The 18,033-nt window shown below is 70.1% G+C and carries 13 protein-coding genes, 2 pseudogenes and 1 riboswitch; of the genes and pseudogenes, 8 read left to right on the top strand and 7 right to left on the bottom strand.

Annotated elements, in window-relative coordinates:
• The first annotated feature begins 3 nt into the window (after positions 1 to 3).
• Positions 4 to 915: pseudogene (gene gluQRS / locus VKH46_07440) on the top strand (tRNA glutamyl-Q(34) synthetase GluQRS).
• Between the two features lie 55 nt (positions 916 to 970).
• On the opposite strand, the gene VKH46_07435 reads toward gluQRS, so the two are convergent.
• From VKH46_07435 to VKH46_07425, 3 genes are read right to left on the bottom strand one after another with little or no spacing between them, the layout of a single operon-like run.
• Positions 971 to 1,255: a hypothetical protein gene (locus tag VKH46_07435; GenBank protein HKB70661.1), complete on the bottom strand. Its 285-nt coding sequence runs from the start codon at positions 1,253 to 1,255 to the stop codon at positions 971 to 973.
• Positions 1,252 to 1,977 (bottom strand): hypothetical protein, encoded by a 726-nt coding sequence (locus VKH46_07430; protein ID HKB70660.1) that lies wholly within the window; start codon positions 1,975 to 1,977, stop codon positions 1,252 to 1,254. Before VKH46_07430 ends, VKH46_07435 begins: the two co-directional genes overlap by 4 nt.
• A 20-nt stretch (positions 1,978 to 1,997) precedes the next feature.
• Positions 1,998 to 2,510: a Fur family transcriptional regulator gene (locus VKH46_07425; protein ID HKB70659.1), complete on the bottom strand. Its 513-nt coding sequence runs from the start codon at positions 2,508 to 2,510 to the stop codon at positions 1,998 to 2,000.
• A 102-nt stretch (positions 2,511 to 2,612) separates the two neighbouring features.
• On the opposite strand from VKH46_07425, the gene VKH46_07420 reads away from it, so the two are divergent.
• The 5 genes and pseudogenes from VKH46_07420 (at position 2,613) to VKH46_07400 (ending at position 7,328) form a co-directional block, all read left to right on the top strand.
• Positions 2,613 to 3,860, top strand: coding sequence for a Fe-S-containing protein (locus tag VKH46_07420; protein HKB70658.1), 1,248 nt, complete (start codon positions 2,613 to 2,615; stop codon positions 3,858 to 3,860).
• Between the two features lie 7 nt (positions 3,861 to 3,867).
• Positions 3,868 to 5,145: an FtsX-like permease family protein gene (locus VKH46_07415; protein ID HKB70657.1), complete on the top strand. Its 1,278-nt coding sequence runs from the start codon at positions 3,868 to 3,870 to the stop codon at positions 5,143 to 5,145.
• A 4-nt stretch (positions 5,146 to 5,149) separates the two neighbouring features.
• The gene (locus VKH46_07410) at positions 5,150 to 6,241 is read left to right on the top strand and encodes an FtsX-like permease family protein (protein ID HKB70656.1); all 1,092 of its coding nucleotides are present in this window, start codon (positions 5,150 to 5,152) and stop codon (positions 6,239 to 6,241) included.
• A 19-nt stretch (positions 6,242 to 6,260) separates the two neighbouring features.
• A pseudogene (locus VKH46_07405) lies at positions 6,261 to 6,908 on the top strand (ABC transporter ATP-binding protein).
• 9 nt (positions 6,909 to 6,917) lie between these two features.
• Complete coding sequence (locus VKH46_07400) at positions 6,918 to 7,328, top strand: iron dependent repressor, metal binding and dimerization domain protein (protein HKB70655.1); 411 nt, start codon at positions 6,918 to 6,920, stop codon at positions 7,326 to 7,328.
• A gap of 197 nt (positions 7,329 to 7,525) precedes the next feature.
• Here the strand turns inward: VKH46_07400 and tyrS are convergent, their stop codons facing one another.
• Complete coding sequence (tyrS, locus tag VKH46_07395) at positions 7,526 to 8,764, bottom strand: tyrosine--tRNA ligase (GenBank protein HKB70654.1); 1,239 nt, start codon at positions 8,762 to 8,764, stop codon at positions 7,526 to 7,528.
• 75 nt (positions 8,765 to 8,839) lie between these two features.
• Here tyrS and VKH46_07390 point away from each other — a divergent pair, with 75 nt between their 5' ends.
• Positions 8,840 to 10,033 (top strand): PilT/PilU family type 4a pilus ATPase, encoded by a 1,194-nt coding sequence (locus VKH46_07390; protein ID HKB70653.1) that lies wholly within the window; start codon positions 8,840 to 8,842, stop codon positions 10,031 to 10,033.
• A 383-nt stretch (positions 10,034 to 10,416) separates the two neighbouring features.
• On the opposite strand, the gene VKH46_07385 is transcribed toward VKH46_07390, so the two are convergent.
• The 3 genes from VKH46_07385 to VKH46_07375 form a co-directional block, all read right to left on the bottom strand.
• On the bottom strand, positions 10,417 to 11,340 hold the full coding sequence (locus tag VKH46_07385) for a tetratricopeptide repeat protein (protein HKB70652.1): 924 nt from the start codon (positions 11,338 to 11,340) through the stop codon (positions 10,417 to 10,419).
• An 82-nt stretch (positions 11,341 to 11,422) separates the two neighbouring features.
• Positions 11,423 to 15,166 (bottom strand): methionine synthase, encoded by a 3,744-nt coding sequence (gene metH, locus VKH46_07380; protein HKB70651.1) that lies wholly within the window; start codon positions 15,164 to 15,166, stop codon positions 11,423 to 11,425.
• A complete protein-coding gene (locus VKH46_07375) occupies positions 15,163 to 17,043 on the bottom strand; it encodes a bifunctional homocysteine S-methyltransferase/methylenetetrahydrofolate reductase (protein HKB70650.1) in 1,881 nt (626 codons plus the stop codon). Before VKH46_07375 ends, metH begins: the two co-directional genes overlap by 4 nt.
• Before the next feature lie 60 nt (positions 17,044 to 17,103).
• A riboswitch (SAM riboswitch) is annotated at positions 17,104 to 17,218 on the bottom strand.
• Positions 17,219 to 17,454: 236 nt separating this feature from the next.
• Here VKH46_07375 and VKH46_07370 point away from each other — a divergent pair.
• Positions 17,455 to 17,895: a response regulator gene (locus VKH46_07370; GenBank protein ID HKB70649.1), complete on the top strand. Its 441-nt coding sequence runs from the start codon at positions 17,455 to 17,457 to the stop codon at positions 17,893 to 17,895.
• Positions 17,896 to 18,033: the final 138 nt, after the last annotated feature.

Genomic DNA, 18,033 nt, shown 5'->3' with positions numbered 1-18,033 from the left:
CGTTTCGCGCCGACGCCTTCCGGTCCGCTCCACTTCGGATCCTTGATGACGGCGCTCGCGTCGTGGCTCTTCGCCCGGAGCGCCGGAGGACCTTCGCCGCGCCGGAGCGGCTTCGGCCGCGAAGGCGGGGAGTGGCTCGTGCGGATCGAGGACCTCGACGCTCCGCGCGTGATCGACGGATGCGCACAGGAGCAAATCCGGCTCCTGTCCCTCTGCGGCCTCGAAAGCGACGGCCCGGTGGTCCGGCAGTCGGAACGAGTCCCGCTCTACGACGAGCGCTTCCGCGAGCTCCTCGACGCCGGGCTCGTCTACCCGTGCCGCTGCTCGCGCCGGGAGATCGCGACGTCGGCCTCGGCGCCGCACGGAGCGGCCGAGCCGGTCTATCCCGGAACCTGCCGCGACGCGGACGTCGATCCGGCCGACGCCCGCGCCTGGCGGTTCCGGGTCGAGGAAGGAGCCGTCGAATTCGTCGACGAAGTGTTCGGGCGAGAGCGTCAGGACGTCGCCCGCGACGTCGGCGATTTCGTCGTGCGGCGCGAGCAGCCCGCGCGCGCATACGCCTACCAGTTCGCGGTCGTCGTCGACGACGCCGAGCAGGAGATGACGCAGGTCGTCCGGGGCGCGGACCTGCTCGACTCGACGCCGCGCCAGATCCTGCTCGCGCGGTCGCTCGGGTTGCCGCCGCTGCGCTACGCCCACGTCCCGGTGCTCGTCAGCTCCCAGGGAGAGAAGCTGTCCAAGCGCGCCGGCAGCCGGCAGCTCGCGGAGGCCGCGGGAAGGGGGCAGCTTCCGGACATCGTCGCCGCCCTCCTGACGACGCTCGGGCAGGAACCGACGCTCGACCGGGCGCTCGCGGGCTTCGATCCGTCGCGGATACCGCGCCGCCGGGAAACCGGCCTGGCTCCTCCTCCTTGAGCCATTCCTTCCGCGGCGGTTTCCCGACGCCGCCGCCGGCCGTTCACGGGAGGTGCTACTTCGGAGGGCCCGGCGGCGACACGGCGAGCACGTAATCGAGAACCTGCTTCTCTTCCTCGGGAGTCAGCTTCGCCTTCTCCGCCATCTTCTCGAGGAGCGCCGGCCATTTCTCGGGTCCGACCCGGTCGGGCCGGTACATCCGGTGGCACGCGTGGCATTTCGCCGTGTAGAGGGCGCGCCCGGGAGCAGTTTCGGGAGTCGCCGGCGGGAGGGTCGTGGCGCACGCGGCGGCCGCGGCCAAAGCCCAGGCGACGGCGAGCGCGCTCCCGACCCGCCTCAAAAGTAGAAGCCGAGGATCGCCCGCGCGCCGACGTCGCCGTCCCGCGAGGTCAATCCGAAGTACGGCCCGAGCGCGATCCACGCCTTCTCCCCCTGATAGGAGACGACCGGGCCGATCTTCCCGTTGGACTCCGAGAAAGAGCCGTGCCCCTCGACGCCGAGATTGACCCGCGGCGAAAGCTCGTACGAGGCGCCGGCGGCCCATTCCTTCCGCCACGGGAGATGCCGCCCCGTCTCGTCGTCGACGGGGCGCAAGAAGATGAAGTTCCCGGCGACGTTCACCGCGCCGAAGTCGCGAGCGAGGATGAGCTTGAATTCCGGCTCCCCCCAGCCGTGCACCTTGAACGGCTGCTCGTACTCGGCGTAGAGCTCGACGTCGACCGGCCACTTCCCCGGCTCTCCGAGCCGGTACTTCGCCTCGATCTTCGAGGCGTCCCAGTCGAGAGAGGAGTCCCCTTCCCTGGCGAGGATCGTGTAGAGCGAGATGTCGAGCCGGTCCGTCAGGCCGAACTCCCCCTCGATCTGGAGCTGGCCGTCGATCTGCTTCGGGACGGCGTCGTCGTCCTCCCGCGTGATCCAGGTCTCGAGCTCGGCGGCGCCCTTCGGAAGCGTCGCGTACGGGTACGTGAAGAGGTAGAACTTGCGGTCGGCGCGGGCGGAGGCGGCGAACCCGAGGAGCAGCACCGCCACGGCGCACGCCGAAACCCGGACTCGCGGGGCCATCGGCGTTCCTTTCATTGATTCTAAGACTCAGTCTCAATCAGGAGGCGCGCCCCGTCGCGGGGCGGCCGCGCGCTTTCGATTTCCGGATCGACCGCCGTGCTCTTCCGGCAGTCCCGGCAGAATCCCCGGATGTGGTGGCTGTGGGTGACCGCGCGAAACCCCGCGCGGGCGCATACGCGATCCTGGAGCTCCTCGATCTTCGGCTCGAAGAACTCGATGATCTTGCCGCACCCGAGACAGATCATGTGGTCGTGATGCTCCCCCGCGTGGAGGCGTTCGTAGAGGAACCCCTCGTCGCCCACGCGCACCCGGCCGACGACGCCCGCGGCGATCAGGAGCTCGAGCCCGCGATAGATCGTCGCCCGGGAGATCTTCCTCCCCCGCTGCTTCATCCGGAAGAGGAGCTCGTCCGCCTCGAAATGCTCGTGGCGCTTGAAGATCTCGTCGAAGAGGACGCGCCGCTCCGGCGTGAATTTCAGGCCGTGCCGCTTCAGGTACGCCTCGAAGAGGACGGCTTCGCGTCGGTTCGGCATCGGTCAGGCGGCGCGGGGAACGCGCGTGGTTGACATTGCGACTCAGTCTCAGCCGTGATACTGTCCCGGACGCGGCCCGTTGTCAAGAGGAGATCGCCGGCCATGCTCGAGAGTTTCGTCATCGTCCTGCGGGAAGGGATCGAGGCCGCGCTCGTGGTCGCGATCGTCGTCGGCGCGCTGCGGAAGGCGGGGCGGGAAGACCTCTACGGCCGGGTCGCGCTCGGGATCGCGCTCGCGGTCGCGGCGTCGATCGCCGGCGGGATCTTGCTGCGCGGCTTCGCGCTCGACGAGGACGTCTTCGAGGGCTTCCTGATGCTCGTCGCGGCGGGGTTCGTCGCGACGATGATGGTGTGGATTCACCGGACCTCCCACCGCATGCGGGAGCAGGTGGGCACGCGCGTCGCGTCCGCGCTCGGCCGCGGCGGCGCGGCGGTCTTCTGGCTGACGTTCCTGCTCGTCGCGCGCGAGGGGATCGAGGCGGTGCTCTTCCTCTCTGCGGCGTCGTTGAACAGCGCCACGCTCGCCGCAGTGGCCGGCGGCACGCTCGGCCTCGCGGTCGCGGTCGCCTTCGGCGTCGCGTTCGCGCGCGGCAGCCTCCGGATCGATCTCAAACGATTCTTCGCGATCACGAGCTTCGTGCTCGGGCTCCTCCTCGTCCAGCTCTTCGTGGGCGGCCTGCATGAGCTCGCCGAGGCGGGCCTGATCCCGGTGGGCCGGACCGAGATGGCGGTGATCGGCCCGGTCGTGAAGAACAACGTGATCTTCGTGCTCGCCGTGCTCCTCGTCCCCTTCTTCGCGATCGCGACCGCCCGGAAAGGGGCGACGCCCGCCGGAGAGGGGCCGGAAGCGCGGCTGGTCCGCGCCCGCGACCTCCGCGAAAAGCGGGGTCTCCGGGTCGCCGCGGCCCTCTCCGCCTTGATCCTCGTCGTTCTCGGAGTGAGCTTCGTTCGCGCCGAAACGGGCCGCCGGCTCACGCCGGCGATCGTCGTGCCCGTCGCGGGCGGCGAGCTGCGCATCCCGGTCGCGACGGTCTCCGACGGGCACCTCCATCGGTTCAGCACCGACGTCGCGGGCCACGCGGCGCGCTTCCTCGTGATCCGGGCCGGGAAGGAGGTCAAGACCGCGTTCGACGCCTGCCAGGTCTGCGGGACGGACGGGTACAACGAGATCGGCGGCAATGTCGTCTGCCTCAACTGCGACGCCAACATCAACATCCCGACGATCGGACGGCCGGGCGGCTGCAACCCGATCCCGCTCCCCTCCCGCGTCGAGGGGAATTCGGTCGTGATCCGCGCGTCGGACCTCGCCGCCGAAGCGGCGCAGTTTCCGGCCGCCCCGGGCGGGCGCTGAGGAACGGATGTTCTTTCGGATCCTCGCCAGTTCGTTCCGCCGGAGCCGCCGGCGCAAGACGGTGGCCTTCATCGCGCTCGCGATCGCGTCCGCGGTCTGGACGCTCGTCCTCGCGATCGGGTCGGGCATCGGCGACCGCGCGCGCCGCGACCTGACCGCGTACGGCGCGAACATCGTCGTCCTTCCCGAGACGGCGAAGGCGTCGCCGTCGATCCTCGGCGCTCCGCTTCCCGCGCCCCCGTCGCCGCAGGCGCTGCCCGAACGGGCGCTCGACGCCTTCCCCGATCTCTTCTGGAAGAACAACATCACGGCGATCTCGCCCGTTCTCGAATTCTCCGCGACGGCCAACGGGAGCCCGGTCGCGGCGGAGGGGGTCGATTTCCGGAGAGAGCGCCGCACGGAGAAGGGAGAGCCCCTCGAGACGAGCGTCCTCGGGGCGCATCCCGCTTGGAAGATCGAGCGGGGGCGCTGGCCCTCCGACGGCGCCGAGGAGGCGGCGGCGGGCGTCCGCGCGGCCGACGGGCGCCCGTGGGCCCCGGGAACCCGGCTCGCGGTCGCCGGCCCGGGAGGGACGCGGACCGTGACGATCACGGGGATCTTCCGTTCCGGCGAGCGGGAGGACACGGCCCTCCTCCTGCCGCTTTCGGCCGCGCAGGCGATCGCCGGCGCGCCGGGACGCATCGGCCGCATCGACGTCACCGCGATGACGACCCCCGAGTCGAAGCTCCAGGCCGCCCTCCATCGCGACCCGAGGAAGCTCCCGCCGGCCGAGTATGATCGCTGGTACTGCACCCCCTACGCTTCGTCGATCGCCGCGCAGATCGGAGAGGCGATCCCCGGCGCGCGCGCCGCGCCGCTGCGCCGGGTGACCGCCGACGAGGAGCGTTCCGCCCACGTCGCCGAGACCCTGCTCCTCTTCGCGGCGGGGGCCGCCCTGCTCGCCGCGCTGCTCGCGGTGTTCTCGACGCTCTTCGACTCCGTCACCGAGCGAGCACCCGAGATCGGCCTCTGGAAGGCCCTCGGCGCCGAGCCGGAGAAGGTCGCCGCGGTGTTCCTCGCCGAAGCCGCCGTGAACGGGCTTCTCGGCGGCGCGGCGGGAGCGGCCGCCGGGTTCCTCGCCGCGCCGGCGCTGGCGCGCGCGATCTTCGGCTTCTCCGTCGTTCGGACGCCGCTGCTGGCCGCCGTCGCCGTGGCGGCGGCGGTCTTCGTCTCGGTCGCCGCCTCGCTGGAGCCGGTCCGGCGCGCGATCGCCCTCGAGCCGATCGCGGCGCTCCGGGAAGCGTGACGCGGTGAGCTTCGCCGGACGTCAGCTCCTGCGATCGTTCCAGCGCCGGCTTCCGCGCTACGTCCCGGCGATCGTCGCGATCGCGATCGCCGCCGCCGCGATCGGCGGCCTCGGCTCGCTCGCCTCCGACGTCTCCCGCAAGATGACCCGGGAGTTCCGGCTCCGCGGGCCGAACGCGGTCGCCCGAAGCCGCGACGGCCGCCCCCTTCCCGGCGACGCGACGCGCCGGATCCTCGCGGCGCCGGAAGTCGAGCGCGCGCTGCCGATCCGGATCCAGGATGTCGCCGCCGGGTCGCGCCGCGTCACCGCGGTCGCCGTCGACTTCTCCCGGGCGAAACCGTTCTTCGCCACCTGGGACCTCGACGGCGCGCTTCCGGCGTCTCCCGGCGAAGCCGTCGCCGGCGTGCGTCTGTTCGACCGGCTCGGCCTCGACCGGTCGCGCGAAGTGACGGTCGGCCTTCCCGGGGGCGCGCGGAAGATCCGGATCGTCGGCCGGGTGGCGACCGGCGAGGGGGAAGACGAAGAGCTCATCCTCCCCTGGGCGGATCTGCCGCGGACGGATCCCGGGGAAGCGGACGCCGTGCTCCTTCGCATCGCGGGAAGCGGCCGCCGCATCACCGGATCGGCCGCGGGAATCGAGCGCGCCTCCGGCGCGAGAGTCGACCCGCTGCTCGCGGTCTCGACCTCCGAAGGGCGGATCGTCGTGCGCCTGAGGGGACTCCTCACCGCGATGGGGATCGCGATCGCGGCGCTGGCGGCGCTCGGCACGGCGACGACGCTGATGGCCGCCGTCGTCCAGCGCCGCCGCGAGATCGCGCTCGAGAAATCGCTCGGCGCGGAGGGGCGGCGACTCTTCGTGCGCTTCCTCGCCGAAGGCGCGGCGCTGGGGGCGATCGGCGGCGCCGCAGGGTCGGTGGCGGGCCTTCTGATCGCCGATCGGCTCGAACGTTCGCTCTTCGGCGTTCCGCTGACGGTGTCGGCGTTCTGGGTGGCCGTCCCCTTCCTGCTCTCGATCGTGACCGCCGCGGCGGCCGGGCTTCCCTCCGTCGGGCGAGCGCTCCGGATCGAGGCGATCACCGCCTTGAGGAACGAATAGACGAATGAGCGATGAACGAATGAACGACATCCTCGTCTTCGAAAACGTCACCCGCGCGTATCCGCGCGGACCGCTCGCGCTCGACGACGTCAGCGTCTCGATCGCCGCGGGCGAATTCGTGGCGGTCGTCGGACCTTCGGGATCCGGAAAATCGACTCTCCTGCATCTGGCCGCCGGGCTCGACCGCCCGGACCGGGGGCGTATCGTCGTCGACGGCGTCGACACGACCGCCGTCTCCGAGAGGGAGCGAATTCGCCTCCGCCGCGAGAAGATCGGGCTCGTCTTCCAGGCGTTCTACACCGTGCCCTATCTGACGGCTGTCGAGAACGTCATGCTCGCGCAGGATCTCCATTCGCTCGTCGACGAGAAAGAGGCGCGCGAAGTGCTCGGGAGGGTCGGGCTCGCCGCGAGGTCCGACGCGCTCCCCTCGCAGCTCTCGGGAGGCGAGCTCCAGCGCGTCTGCATCGCGCGCGCCCTCATCAACCGGCCGAAGCTCCTCCTCGCCGACGAGCCCACGGGCAACCTCGACGAGGAGAACGAGAACGTCGTGCTCGAGCTCTTCCAGGAGCTCCACCGCGAGGGGCAGACGATCGTCATGGTGACGCACGACCTCACCGTCTCCAAGCTCGCCGACCGGCGGCTCACGCTCGAGCACGGGCGAATCGTCGGCTCGTTCATGACGCCCGCCGAGGCGGAGGAAGCGATGGACGAGGCGCTCGAGCGGATCTGGATCCTGCGGGAGCGCGGCGACCGCAGCATGCACCGCCTCGTCTCCGGCCCGCACGGCGCGCCGCCGACGCTCTTGAAGCGAATCGCCGACCGGGGGCTCATCGCCTTCGCGGACGATTCCGTCGAGCTGACCGAAACGGGCTACGAGCGCGCCCGGAACCTCATCCGGCGCCAGCGGCTGGCGGAGATGCTCTTCACTCAGACTCTCTCGCTCGACGCGAAGGTCACCGAGCGGGAGGCTTGCCGCTTCGAGCACATCCTGTCGCTGGAGGTCACCGATTCGATCTGCGCGTTTCTGAAGCACCCGAGGGCGTGTCCGCACGGCGCGGAGATTCCGCGCGGTGCCTGCTGCATCTGAGGATGGGCACGGCGATGCATCGAGCCGGACGGGCGCGTGGAGCCCGCCCGCGGCCTTAACGTACGCCACGGTACGCCGCGGCCGCGGGCCGGGCTCCCCGCATCCCGTCGGGTTCGCGCCTCGCCGCGCCTCGGCAAGAGTCCTCGCTGCACTTCTCGGCAGCCCTCGAGATCCCAGGATGTCGTGTATTGTTGAGCTTAGCGAAAAATGATCTTCGCGAAGCGGCGCTTTCCGACACGCAGGCGGACTTCGCCACCCGCGACGCGCGGAATCGTTTGCTTCGGGTCCGACGCGCGAACGTCGTCCACGTCGACCGCGCCTGACGCGATGAGGCGCCGCGCCTCGGCGTTCGACGGGGCGAGCCCTGCCTCGCAGAGAATCTTCGGAAGAACCTCCTCAGCGCCGGAGGCCGGCAGCACGATCTCCTCGTAGCGCGCCGGGTCCTCCCGCTTCGAGAAGACGCGGACGAACTCCTCCTCGGCGGCGCGTCCCGCTTCGTCGCCGCCGTGGTATCGGCCGACGATCTGCCTCGCGAGCGCCTTCTTCGCGTCCATGGGGTGCATCGTCCGCTTCTTCTCCTCGATGACCTCCGGGAGATCGTCCGTCAGGAGGAGGTAATAGCTCCACATCGTCTCGTCGGAGATCGACATGAGCTTGCCGTACATCTCGGACGGGGGGTCGCTCACGCCGATCGCGTTGCCCAGCGACTTCGACATCTTCTCGACACCGTCGGTCCCGACGAGGAGCGGCACCGTCATCACGACCTGCGGCTCCATTCCCTCCTCGCGCATCAGATCGCGGCCGAGAAGGAGGTTGAAGAGCTGATCGGTCCCGCCGAGCTCGACGTCGGCGCCGAGGGCCACGGAGTCGTAGCCCTGGGACAGCGGGTACATCAGCTCGTGGAGGGCGATCGGCTGGTGCGCGTTCCACCGCCGCTGGAAATCGTCGCGCTCGAGAACGCGCGCGACGGTGATCCGCGACGCGAGCCGGACGAACCCGTCGGCGCCGAGCGGCGGACGGTTCTCCTTCCCGCCCCCGAGGAACCACTCCGAGTTGTAGCGGATCTCGGTCTTCTCGGGATCGAGCACCTTGTAGCACTGCTGCGCGTACGTCTCGGCGTTCTTCTCGATCTCCCCGCGCGTGAGCTGCGGTCGCGTGCTCTTCTTTCCGCTCGGATCGCCGATCAGGCCCGTGAAATCGCCGATCAGGAAGATGACGCGGTGATCCCGGTTCTGGAAATGCCGCATCTTGTGGAGGAGCACGGTGTGGCCGAGATGGATGTCGGGGGCCGAGGGATCGAAGCCGACCTTGACGACGAGCGGGCGCCCCTCCTTCTCGGAGCGCGCGAGCTTGCGGCGGAGGTCGGTTTCATCGATGACGTGCGAGCATCCCTTGACGAGGACGTCATAGTCGTCTGCCTGGCGCCGAGACTGCATTCAACGCATTATTTCCCAAGACTTACGGAATAGGAACTCCGCGCTCGGCGCGTTTCCTGCGTAAGATTGACGCCGATGGAAGACGCCGAAGACATCAACCGCCTCATCGCGGAGTTGAACGCCGAGGCCGCCCCGCGGGAAAAGGCGGACGAAACGGGATCCGAGGACTTCGAGATCTCGTCCGGCGCCGCCATCGACGTTTCCCCGGGCGGAGATCTGCGTCTGGACGGCTGGCTCGCGCAGCTCGTCGCGAGGAAGGGCAGCGATCTCCTCCTCGTCGCGGACGCGCCGCCCGCGGTCCGCCGCGACGCGGACTTCCAGTTCCTGGACGCCGAAAGGCTCTCGGGGCCCGAGATCGAGCGCGCCGTCCTCCCCGCTCTCTCCGCGCCGGCGCGCCGGGCCTACCGTGAGCGGTGGAACGCGGACGCGTCCCTTCGCCGCGGAGGGCAGCGGTTCCGCGTCAACCTCCACCGGGAACGCGGCCGGGCCGCCGCCGCGATTCGCGCGCTGCCGGCCGAGCCGCCGTCGTTTGCGGCACTCGGCCTCCCGGAGGAAGTCGCCCGTCTCGCCCATCTCGCGCGCGGTCTCGTGCTCGTCACCGGTCCGACCGGGTCGGGGAAGACGACGACGCTCGCCGCGCTGGTGGCTGAGATCAACCGCTCGAGCGCGCGGCACGTCGTGACGATCGAGGACCCGATCGAGTACGAGCACGCGCACCGCAAGTCCGTGATCGAGCAGATCGAGATCGGCGTCGACGCCCCGGACTTCGCCTCGGCGCTCCGCGCGTCGCTCCGGCAGGCGCCCGACGTCCTCGTGATCGGCGAGATGCGCGACCCGGAGACGATGGCGATCGCGCTCGCCGCGGCCGAAACGGGGCATCTCGTCCTCTCGACGCTCCACAGCTCCGACACCGCGGGAGCCGTCGCGCGGCTCGCCGACTCCTTCCCCCCCGAGCGCCAGGCGACCGTGCGCCAGGAGATCGCGATGGCGGTCGCGGCGATCCTCTCGCAGCACCTTCTGCCGCGGGCGGACGCAAAGGGGCGGGTCGTCGCGATCGAGCTGCTGCTCGCGACCGACGGCGCCCGCCAGCACATCCGGAAGAACGCGCTGCACCACCTCCACCAGGAGATCGCGATCGCGCGAAAGTTCGGCGCCGTGTCGCTCGAGCAGTCGCTGGCGAAGCTCGCGAAAGCGGGGCTCGTCGCGGCCGACGAGGCCCGCGCGCGGGCGCCGCATGCGGAGGAGTTCGACTCGTTTACGAGGGGGTAAAGCGCGCGCAAAGCGGTCGTCCCCGCGAAAGCGCGGACGCAGGGCTGGATTTCTGGATTCCCGCTTACGCGGGAATGACGGAAATCAAATACGTTGCAGGCGAAGCAATCATTCCCGCCGCGATCGCCCGTCTCGCTCGCGTCTCGCCGCGCCTCAAGACTTCCCGGGTGATTAGGGTACAGGAAATCGCTTGGACGTTCTCTCGCACCGGTGATTCTGGAAATCAGTTGTTCAGTTCGGAGAAGTCGAAAGCGGCGCGAGGCGCGAGCCCGGCGGGATGCGGGCGCCCGAGCCCGCGGCCGCGGCGTACCGGGGCGTACGTTAAGGCCGCGGGTCGTGGCGCACGCGCCCGCCCGGCTCGATGCATCACGCCGCCAGCAAGCTCATTTCGGAGGTAATGCCTCCAGCATCTTCTTCGCGTTATCCGCCTGATCTCCCTGCGGCGCGAGCTCGAGATACTTCTGGAAGTCGCGGCGGCTCGCCGGATAGCTCTTCTGGTTGTACTCGGACATCGCCATCCAGAAGTACGCGTTGGCCATGTCGGGCTTGATCTGCACCGCTTTCGCGAACGACGCGGTCGCCGAAACGTAGTCGCCGGCCGTGTACGACTCGACGCCGGCGTTGTAGTTGACCTCCGGGTTGTCGGCGTTGGCCTCGACGAATTTCTTCTTGTAGTCGACCGCCGCGGCGGTGTCGCCGGTCTTCTGGGCCGAGTCCATCAGGATGCCGTAGAGGTCCTTGTCCTTCGCGTCGAGCTCGAGGAGCTTGCGGCCGGCGGCGAGCGCCTTCGCGTAGTCCTTCCTCTCGTAGGCGAGCTGCGAGATCACTTTCCACGCCTGCGCGAGATCGGGCTTGGCGGCGACGGCCTCGTCGAACTTCTTCTCCGCTCCCGCCTTGTCCCCTTTCTGGATGAGCTCGACCCCCTCGTTGTAGGCGGCCACGCCCGGATCGACCTTCGGCGGAGGAGGAGCGGTGCCGGGGAAGGGGGGATGCATCGTGATCGACAGGTTGCCGTTGGCCGACGGCGTCTCCGTCTGGCTCGGCGAGAACCCGTCCCGTTCGACGCGCAGACCGTATTCCCATTTCGCATTGGGCACGGTCGCCGTGAACCGGCCGCTCTCGTCCGTCGTCTGAACGCTGTTGAAGTCTTTCTGTTTGGGCGTCGTGATCGTGATCTTGGCGCCCGTCACGGGCGTGCCGCTCTCGTCGACGACCATGCCGCCGAGCGTTCCTTCCGCCGCGTAGAGCGGAACATAGAGCAGGGCGACCGCGACCGCCAGCGCGGCGCGTGAGGCGACGAATTTCATGAGACCCTCCTCCTCTTGTTGGCGGGATTCTAGCGGATGGCATGCCAAATCGGAACAATTCCGGAAAAGCGGCGCGAAGGGGTCACACCGGGACGGCCGCGGGAGAAGCCGGGAGGGGGTCGTACCCGAGCGAGGGTCCGAGCCAGCGCTCGACCTCCGCCAGCGACAGCCCCTTCCGGGCGGCGTAGTCGGCCGCCTGGTCGCGGCCGATCCGGCCGACCGCGAAGTAACGGGCGCGGGGGTGGGCGAAGTAAAAGCCGGCGATCGAGCTGCCCGGCGACATCGCGAAGCTCTCCGTCAGGCGGACGCCCGTCCGCGCCTGCGCGTCGAGGAGGCGGAAGATCACCTCCTTTTCGGTGTGGTCCGGGCACGCCGGGTATCCGGGCGCCGGCCGGATGCCGCGATACCGCTCCTTCAGGAGGTCCTCGACGGTCAGCCGCTCGTCGCGCCCGAAGCCCCATTCCTGCCGCGCCCTCCGGTGCAGCCACTCCGCGCCCGCCTCGACGAGCCGGTCGCCGAGCGTCTTGACCATGATGGCCGCGTAGTCATCGTGCTCCCGCTCGTGATCGCGAGCGATCTCGTCGATTTCGCCGCCCGCCGTCACCACGAACGCGCCGACCGCGTCGCGCGGTCCGGGGCCCTCGGACGCGACGAAATCGGCCAGCGCCTGGTTCGGCTCTCCTTCGGGACGCTCTCCCTGCTGGCGGAGCGTGTGGAAGGCGCCGATCGGGCGCTGCGGATCGGCGGGGTCGAAGATCGCGACGTCGTCGCCGCGGGCGGCGGCCGGAAAGAAACCGAAGGCCGCGCGCACGCGGACTCGGCCGCCGGCGGCCAGCCGGTCGAGCATCCGGCCGGCGTCGAGGTACAGCTCGCGCGCCCGCGAGCCGGCCTCGGCGTCCTCGAGGATCTGCGGATAGCGGCCGCGCATCCCCCACGCGTGGAAGAACGGGGTCCAGTCGATCAGCGGGAGGAGCTCGTCCCACGGAAGCGCCTCGATCGTCCGCGCTCCGAAGAAAGAGGGGGTCGCGGGCGGCTCGCGCTCCCAGTCGATCGGCGTCCGCCGCCGCCTTGCCTCCTCGAGAGGAAGGAGCGGCCGTTCGCCGCGGGCGAGGTGCGCCGCGCGCGCCTGCTCCTGGCGCTCCCGGTGGGCGCGCGCGAAGGAGGCGCGGTCCGCCGAGAGGAGCGCGGAAACGGCCGCGACGGCCCGGGACGCGTCGGGAACGTGGACGACCGGCGCCGAGTACGCCGGCGCGATCCGGATCGCGGTGTGGAGCGGGCTCGTCGTCGCGCCGCCGATCAGGAGAGGCACGGAGAAGCCCTCCCGCTCGAGCGCCTGCGCCACGTGGACCATCTCGTCGAGCGACGGCGTGATCAGGCCCGACAGCCCGACGACGTCGACGTTCCTCTCGCGCGCGGCGCGGAGGATCCGGTCGGCCGGGACCATCACGCCGAGATCGATCACTTCGTAGTTGTTGCAGGAGAGCACGACCCCGACGATGTTCTTGCCGATGTCGTGGACGTCCCCCTTCACCGTCGCGAGCAGCACCTTTCCGGCGTTCGAGCGCTCGCCGGCCGTCTTTTCCGCCTCGAGATACGGCAGGAGGACCGCGACCGCCCGTTTCATGACGCGCGCGCTCTTGACGACCTGCGGGAGGAACATCTTCCCGCTCCCGAAGAGGTCCCCGACGACGTTCATCCCGGCCATCAGCGGCCCTTCGATCACGGCGAGCGGCCGGCCGAGCTTGAGCCGCGCCTCTTCGACGTCTTCGTCGACGTGGTCGACGATCCCCTTGACGAGGGCGTGCGCGAGGCGCTCCTCGACGGGCGCCGAACGCCAGTCTTCCTCCGCCGCCGCTCCCCTTTCCTTCCCGCGCACCGACTCCGCGAGCGCGAGGAGCCGCTCGGTCGCGTCGGGCCGGCGGTTCAGCAGGACGTCCTCGACCCGCTCGCGCAGCTCCGGGTCGATCTCCTCGTACACCTCGAGCTGGCCGGCGTTGACGATTCCCATGTCCATCCCCGCGCGGATCGCGTGGTACAGGAACGCCGAGTGCATCGCCTCGCGCACCCCGCGGTTGCCGCGGAAGGAGAACGAGATGTTGCTCACACCGCCGCTCACCTTGCAGCCCGGGAGCTCCGACTTGATCCGGCGCACGGCCTCGAGGAAGCTCACGGCATACGCGTCGTGCTCCTCGATCCCGGTCGCGATCGTGAGCACGTTGGGGTCGAAGATGACGTCCGAGGAGGGAAAGCCGAGCTCCGTGAGGATCGCGTGGGCGCGCCGGCATATCGCCACGCGCCGCTCGGTCGTCGTCGCCTGACCCTCCTCGTCGAAGGCCATCACGACGACCGCCGCGCCGTAGCGCCGCACGAGCTTCGCCTGCCGGCGAAACTCCTCCTCTCCTTCCTTGAGCGACAGCGAGTTGACGACTCCCTTCCCCTGCAGGCATTGCAGCCCCGCCTCGAGGACCGGCCATCGCGAGCTGTCCACCATGATCGGGAGACGGGAAATCTCGGGCTCGGCCGCGACGAGGCTCAGGAAATCGCGCATCGCCCGTTCGGAGTCGAGCATCCCTTCGTCCATGTTGACGTCGAGGATGTTGGCGCCTCCTTCGACCTGCTGCCGCGCGACCGAGAGGGCGCCTTCGAGGTCCCCTTCCAGGACGAGCCTCGCGAACTTCGGCGATCCCGTGACGTTCGTCCGCTCCCCGACGACGATGAAGTTCGAGTCGGGACGGATCGTGAGCGGCTCGAGCCCGGACAGGCGCGTGTACGGCGGCGGCGACGCCGGCACGCGCGGCGGGAACGGGCGCACGGCCTCCGCGATCCGGCGGATGTGCTCCGGCGTCGTCCCGCAGCACCCGCCGGCGAAGTTGATCCACCCGCGTTCGGCGAAGCGCGCGAGATCGGCGGCCATCTTCTCCGGCGTCTCGTCGAAGCCGCCGAACGCGTTCGGAAGCCCCGCGTTGGGATACGCGCTGACGGCGACCGGCGCGAGCCCGGCGAGCTCCTCGAGGTAGGGCGCCATCTCGGGGGCGCCGAGCGCGCAGTTGAGCCCCACGGAGAGCAGGTCCGCGTGCGAAACCGAGATCCAGAAGGCCTCGATGAGCTGACCCGAGAGGGTCCGTCCGCTGCGGTCCGTGATCGTCCCCGAGACCATCACGGGAACGCGGAGGCCGCGCGACTCGAAGACCGTCTCGATCGCGAAGAGCGCGGCCTTCGCGACCAGGGTGTCGAACACGGTCTCGACGAGGAGGAGATCGACGCCGCCCTCGAGGAGCGCCGCCGCCTGCTCCGCATACGCCCCGACGAAGTCGTCCCACCGCTTCTCCCGCCATCCGGGACGATTGACGTCCGTCGAGAGCGACAGCGTCCGGTTCGTGGGACCCATCGAGCCGGCGACGAACGCCGGCCGCCCATGGGCCGCCGCGAAGGCATCCGCCGCCCGACGCGCGATCCGGGCCGCCTCCCGGTTGATCTCCGCGACGTGCGGCTCCAGACGGTAATCGGCCATCGAGATGGCGTTCGCGTTGAAGGTGTTCGTCTCGATGACGTCCGCGCCCGCCTCGAGATACTGCCGGTGGATCGCCTCGACGATCCCGGGGCGCGTGATCGACAGCAGGTCGTTGTTCCCGCGCAGGTCGACGGGGTGCGCCCGGAACCGCTCGCCCCGATAGGCCGCCTCGTCGAGGCCGTGCGCCTGGATCATCGTCCCCATGGCGCCGTCGATCACGACGATGCGCTCTTTCAGGAGCGCGGCAAGAGCGTCGCCTTTTTCCCCCTTGTCACCGGGAGAGCGGGGGTGAGGTTTCGCGGCGCGCGGGGTCACGACGGGCCTTCGGCCGCCGCGGCGCGCCGGGCCGCGGCGGGCACCGCCTCGAGGATCGTCGCCACCGAGGCGTACTTCTGCATCGGCATGACGTGCATCCCCGGGGCGACCGCGGCGATGGCCGCCGCGAGCTCCCTCGCGATCGCAAGCCCTTCCTCCGCCTCGAACTCGGGGCCGCGCTCGGCCGCGCGCCGCATCCGCGCGATCGTCTCCTCGGGCACGACCATCCCCGGCACCTCGTTGGCGAAATAGAGCGTCTGCTTCAGGCTCTTGAGCGGGATGAGCCCGACGAGAACCGGTATCGCGCGGGCGTCGGGGCGGGCGAAGAACGTCTCCAGCGCGGCCGGGTCGAAGACCGGCTGCGTCTGCGCGAACGTGGCGCCCGCCTCGATCTTCGCCCGGAGCTTCGAGAACTCGACCTCGAGGTCGCGCGCCGCGGGGTTGGCCGCGCAGCCGATCGCAAACGACGTCGGCGCGCCGATCGGGTTCCCGACGAGATCGGCGCCGGCGTTTAAGATCTTCGCGATCCGCAGCAGGCCGAGCGTGTCGACCTCGGAAACCTGGTGACCGTCGGGATAGTCGCCGATCTTGAGCGGGTCGCCTCCGAGGCAGAGCAGCGCCTTCAACCCCAGCGCCGAGGCGCCGAGCAGGTCCGATTGGATCCCGAGCACGTTGCGGTCGCGCGTCGTGAACTGCACGATCGCGTCGAGCCCGGTCTCGCGCTGGATGAGCCCGGCGACGGCGACCGAGGACATGCGCAGGCGCGCCATCGGGTTGTCCGTGACGTTGACGGCGTCGACGCCGAGGCCCCGGAGCAGGCGGGCGGCTTCGATCGAGGAGCGGCAGTCCGCGCCCCGCGGCGGCTCGACCTCGACGGTGACCGCGAAGGACGTCGAGGCGAGCTTGCGCTTGAAATGCGAGGTCTCGATCGTCTCCCCGACGACCGCATGGGGGTAGCTCTCCCGCACCGCCTCGACCGCCGTCGCGAGCGGCCGCCGCGCGGCGCCGGAGAGCGCCCGCGCCATCGCGCGGACGTGCTCGGGGGTCGTCCCGCAACAGCCGCCGACGATCGCCGCGCCGTGGTCGACGAACTCGAGGGCGTACTCGCGGAAATAGTCGGGCGAGGCGTTGTAGACGTTGCGCCCGCGGATCAGCGTGGGATATCCGGCGTTGGGCATCACGGAGAGCGGCGCCCCGACCTGCGACGCGATCTGTCCGAAGACGTCGAGCGTCTCCTGCGGGCCGAGCGTGCAGTTGATCCCGGCGGCGTCCGCCCCGGCCGCGACGAGCGTGCGGAGCGCGTCTCCGGCCCGCTCGCCGAACGCGGTGCGCCCGTCGGCGTAGAACGTCATCTGCGCGACGATCGGGATGTCCGCCGAGAGGCCGCGCGCCGCCCGAACGGCTTCCGCGGCCTCGAGCAGGTTGCTGAACGACTCGAGAAGCAGGAGGTCGACCCCTTCCTCGACGAGGATCCGGATCTGCTCCTCGAAGATCTCGCGGACCTGGGAGAGCGCGAGAGACCCGTACGGCTTGACCATCGCGCCCAGCGGTCCGACGGAACCGGCGACGAAGATGTGCTCGCCGGCGCCGGCCTCCCGGGCGAGCGCGACCGCGGCGCGGTTGATCTTCTCGAGCGAGTCCGCCCAGTCGTGCTCGCGGAGCTTCACCCGGTTGGCGTCCCACGTGTTCGTCGTGAGGATGCGCGCGCCCGCGTCGACGTAGTCGTCGTGGACCTCGCTCACGGCGTCGGGCGCCGAGAGGCAGAGCGACGACTTCGCCGTCGACGGCTCCGCGCCGCGCGTGACGAGGAGCGTCCCGATCGCGCCGTCGGCGAGAAGGACGTCGTGTTCGAGCGCCTGGCGGAAATTTACAGCCATGAAAAAGCCCCTCCACGTCGATGAGGGGCGGAATCCGCGGAAATCGATCGCGAGCCTCTCATCTCATCTCTCCCCTCTCGGGGGTGGGATTTGGCACCTGACGCTTTCCGCGCGACACGGAACCCGGTTGCCGCGGCTTCACGGGGCCCATTCCCTCCGCCGCTCTGGATGAAATCAAAGAACCGAAAGAGATCGTAAGCATCCGTCCCGGCGGCTGTCAAGGCGATCCCGGCGGCCCGAGAGGAGGTCCGGCCGCCCGTGCCCCACGGTTCCGGACGGTCCAAACCGCTGGAAGGACGAGCGATCGGCCGACCGACGCGTCGTCGGCCCCGTATAATCTTTCATGAACCGGGGTGGGGGGCGCCGGGCTGAGGCGCTACGATGGGCCCGAGAAAAGAGGCCGCCGGAACGATGTTCGAAGAAAAGATCATCCTGCTCGTCGAGGACAACCCGGACGACGAGGAGCTGACGCTCCGCGCGCTCGCCCGAAGCAACATTCTGAACCCGGTGGTCGTCGCGCGCGACGGCGCGGAAGCCATCGACTATCTCTTCGGCGAAGGGACGCACGCGGGGCGCGACCCCGCGAAGACCCCCGCGGTGGTCCTCCTCGACCTCAAGCTTCCGAAGATCGGCGGGCTCGACGTGCTCGCGCGGATCCGCGCCGACGATCGGACGCGGCTCGTGCCGGTCGTGATCCTGACCTCCTCGCGCGAGGAGCAGGACCTGATCCGGGGCTACCGGACGGGGGCGAACAGCTACATCCTGAAGCCGGTCGATTTCGCGAAGTTCGTCGATGCCGTCCGGCAGCTGGGGCTGTATTGGCTCGTGCTCAACGAGCCGCCTCCTTTGTAGTCGCGGGAGTGGTGTCCCGCCCCGGGAATAACGATGGCGGCGTTCGGAGCGCCGCGGGGTAAGCTGCCAGTCGCCGCGATGATGGCGATGCGTTGCCATCGTCGAGTCGCGGCGGCGCCGCAGATTGCCCCGCGCCGC

The organism is Thermoanaerobaculia bacterium (assembly GCA_035260525.1).
Lineage (GTDB): Bacteria > Acidobacteriota > Thermoanaerobaculia > UBA5066 > DATFVB01 > DATFVB01.
The sequence above is the reverse complement of the archived record's forward strand: the minus strand, read 5'-3'. Positions and strand labels throughout refer to the sequence as shown.

Excerpts from the sequence above, each read along its gene's own strand:
- VKH46_07430 (HKB70660.1), bottom strand. The coding sequence starts at position 1,977 with ATGGCCCCGCGAGTCCGGGTTTCGGCGTGCGCCGTGGCGGTGCTGCTC.
- VKH46_07425 (HKB70659.1), bottom strand. The coding sequence starts at position 2,510 with ATGCCGAACCGACGCGAAGCCGTCCTCTTCGAGGCGTACCTGAAGCGG.
- VKH46_07420 (HKB70658.1), top strand. The coding sequence starts at position 2,613 with ATGCTCGAGAGTTTCGTCATCGTCCTGCGGGAAGGGATCGAGGCCGCG.
- VKH46_07415 (HKB70657.1), top strand. The coding sequence starts at position 3,868 with ATGTTCTTTCGGATCCTCGCCAGTTCGTTCCGCCGGAGCCGCCGGCGC.
- VKH46_07400 (HKB70655.1), top strand. The coding sequence starts at position 6,918 with ATGACGCCCGCCGAGGCGGAGGAAGCGATGGACGAGGCGCTCGAGCGG.
- tyrS (HKB70654.1), bottom strand. The coding sequence starts at position 8,764 with ATGCAGTCTCGGCGCCAGGCAGACGACTATGACGTCCTCGTCAAGGGA.
- VKH46_07390 (HKB70653.1), top strand. The coding sequence starts at position 8,840 with ATGGAAGACGCCGAAGACATCAACCGCCTCATCGCGGAGTTGAACGCC.
- VKH46_07385 (HKB70652.1), bottom strand. The coding sequence starts at position 11,340 with ATGAAATTCGTCGCCTCACGCGCCGCGCTGGCGGTCGCGGTCGCCCTG.
- VKH46_07375 (HKB70650.1), bottom strand. The coding sequence starts at position 17,043 with ATGGCTGTAAATTTCCGCCAGGCGCTCGAACACGACGTCCTTCTCGCC.
- VKH46_07370 (HKB70649.1), top strand. The coding sequence starts at position 17,455 with ATGTTCGAAGAAAAGATCATCCTGCTCGTCGAGGACAACCCGGACGAC.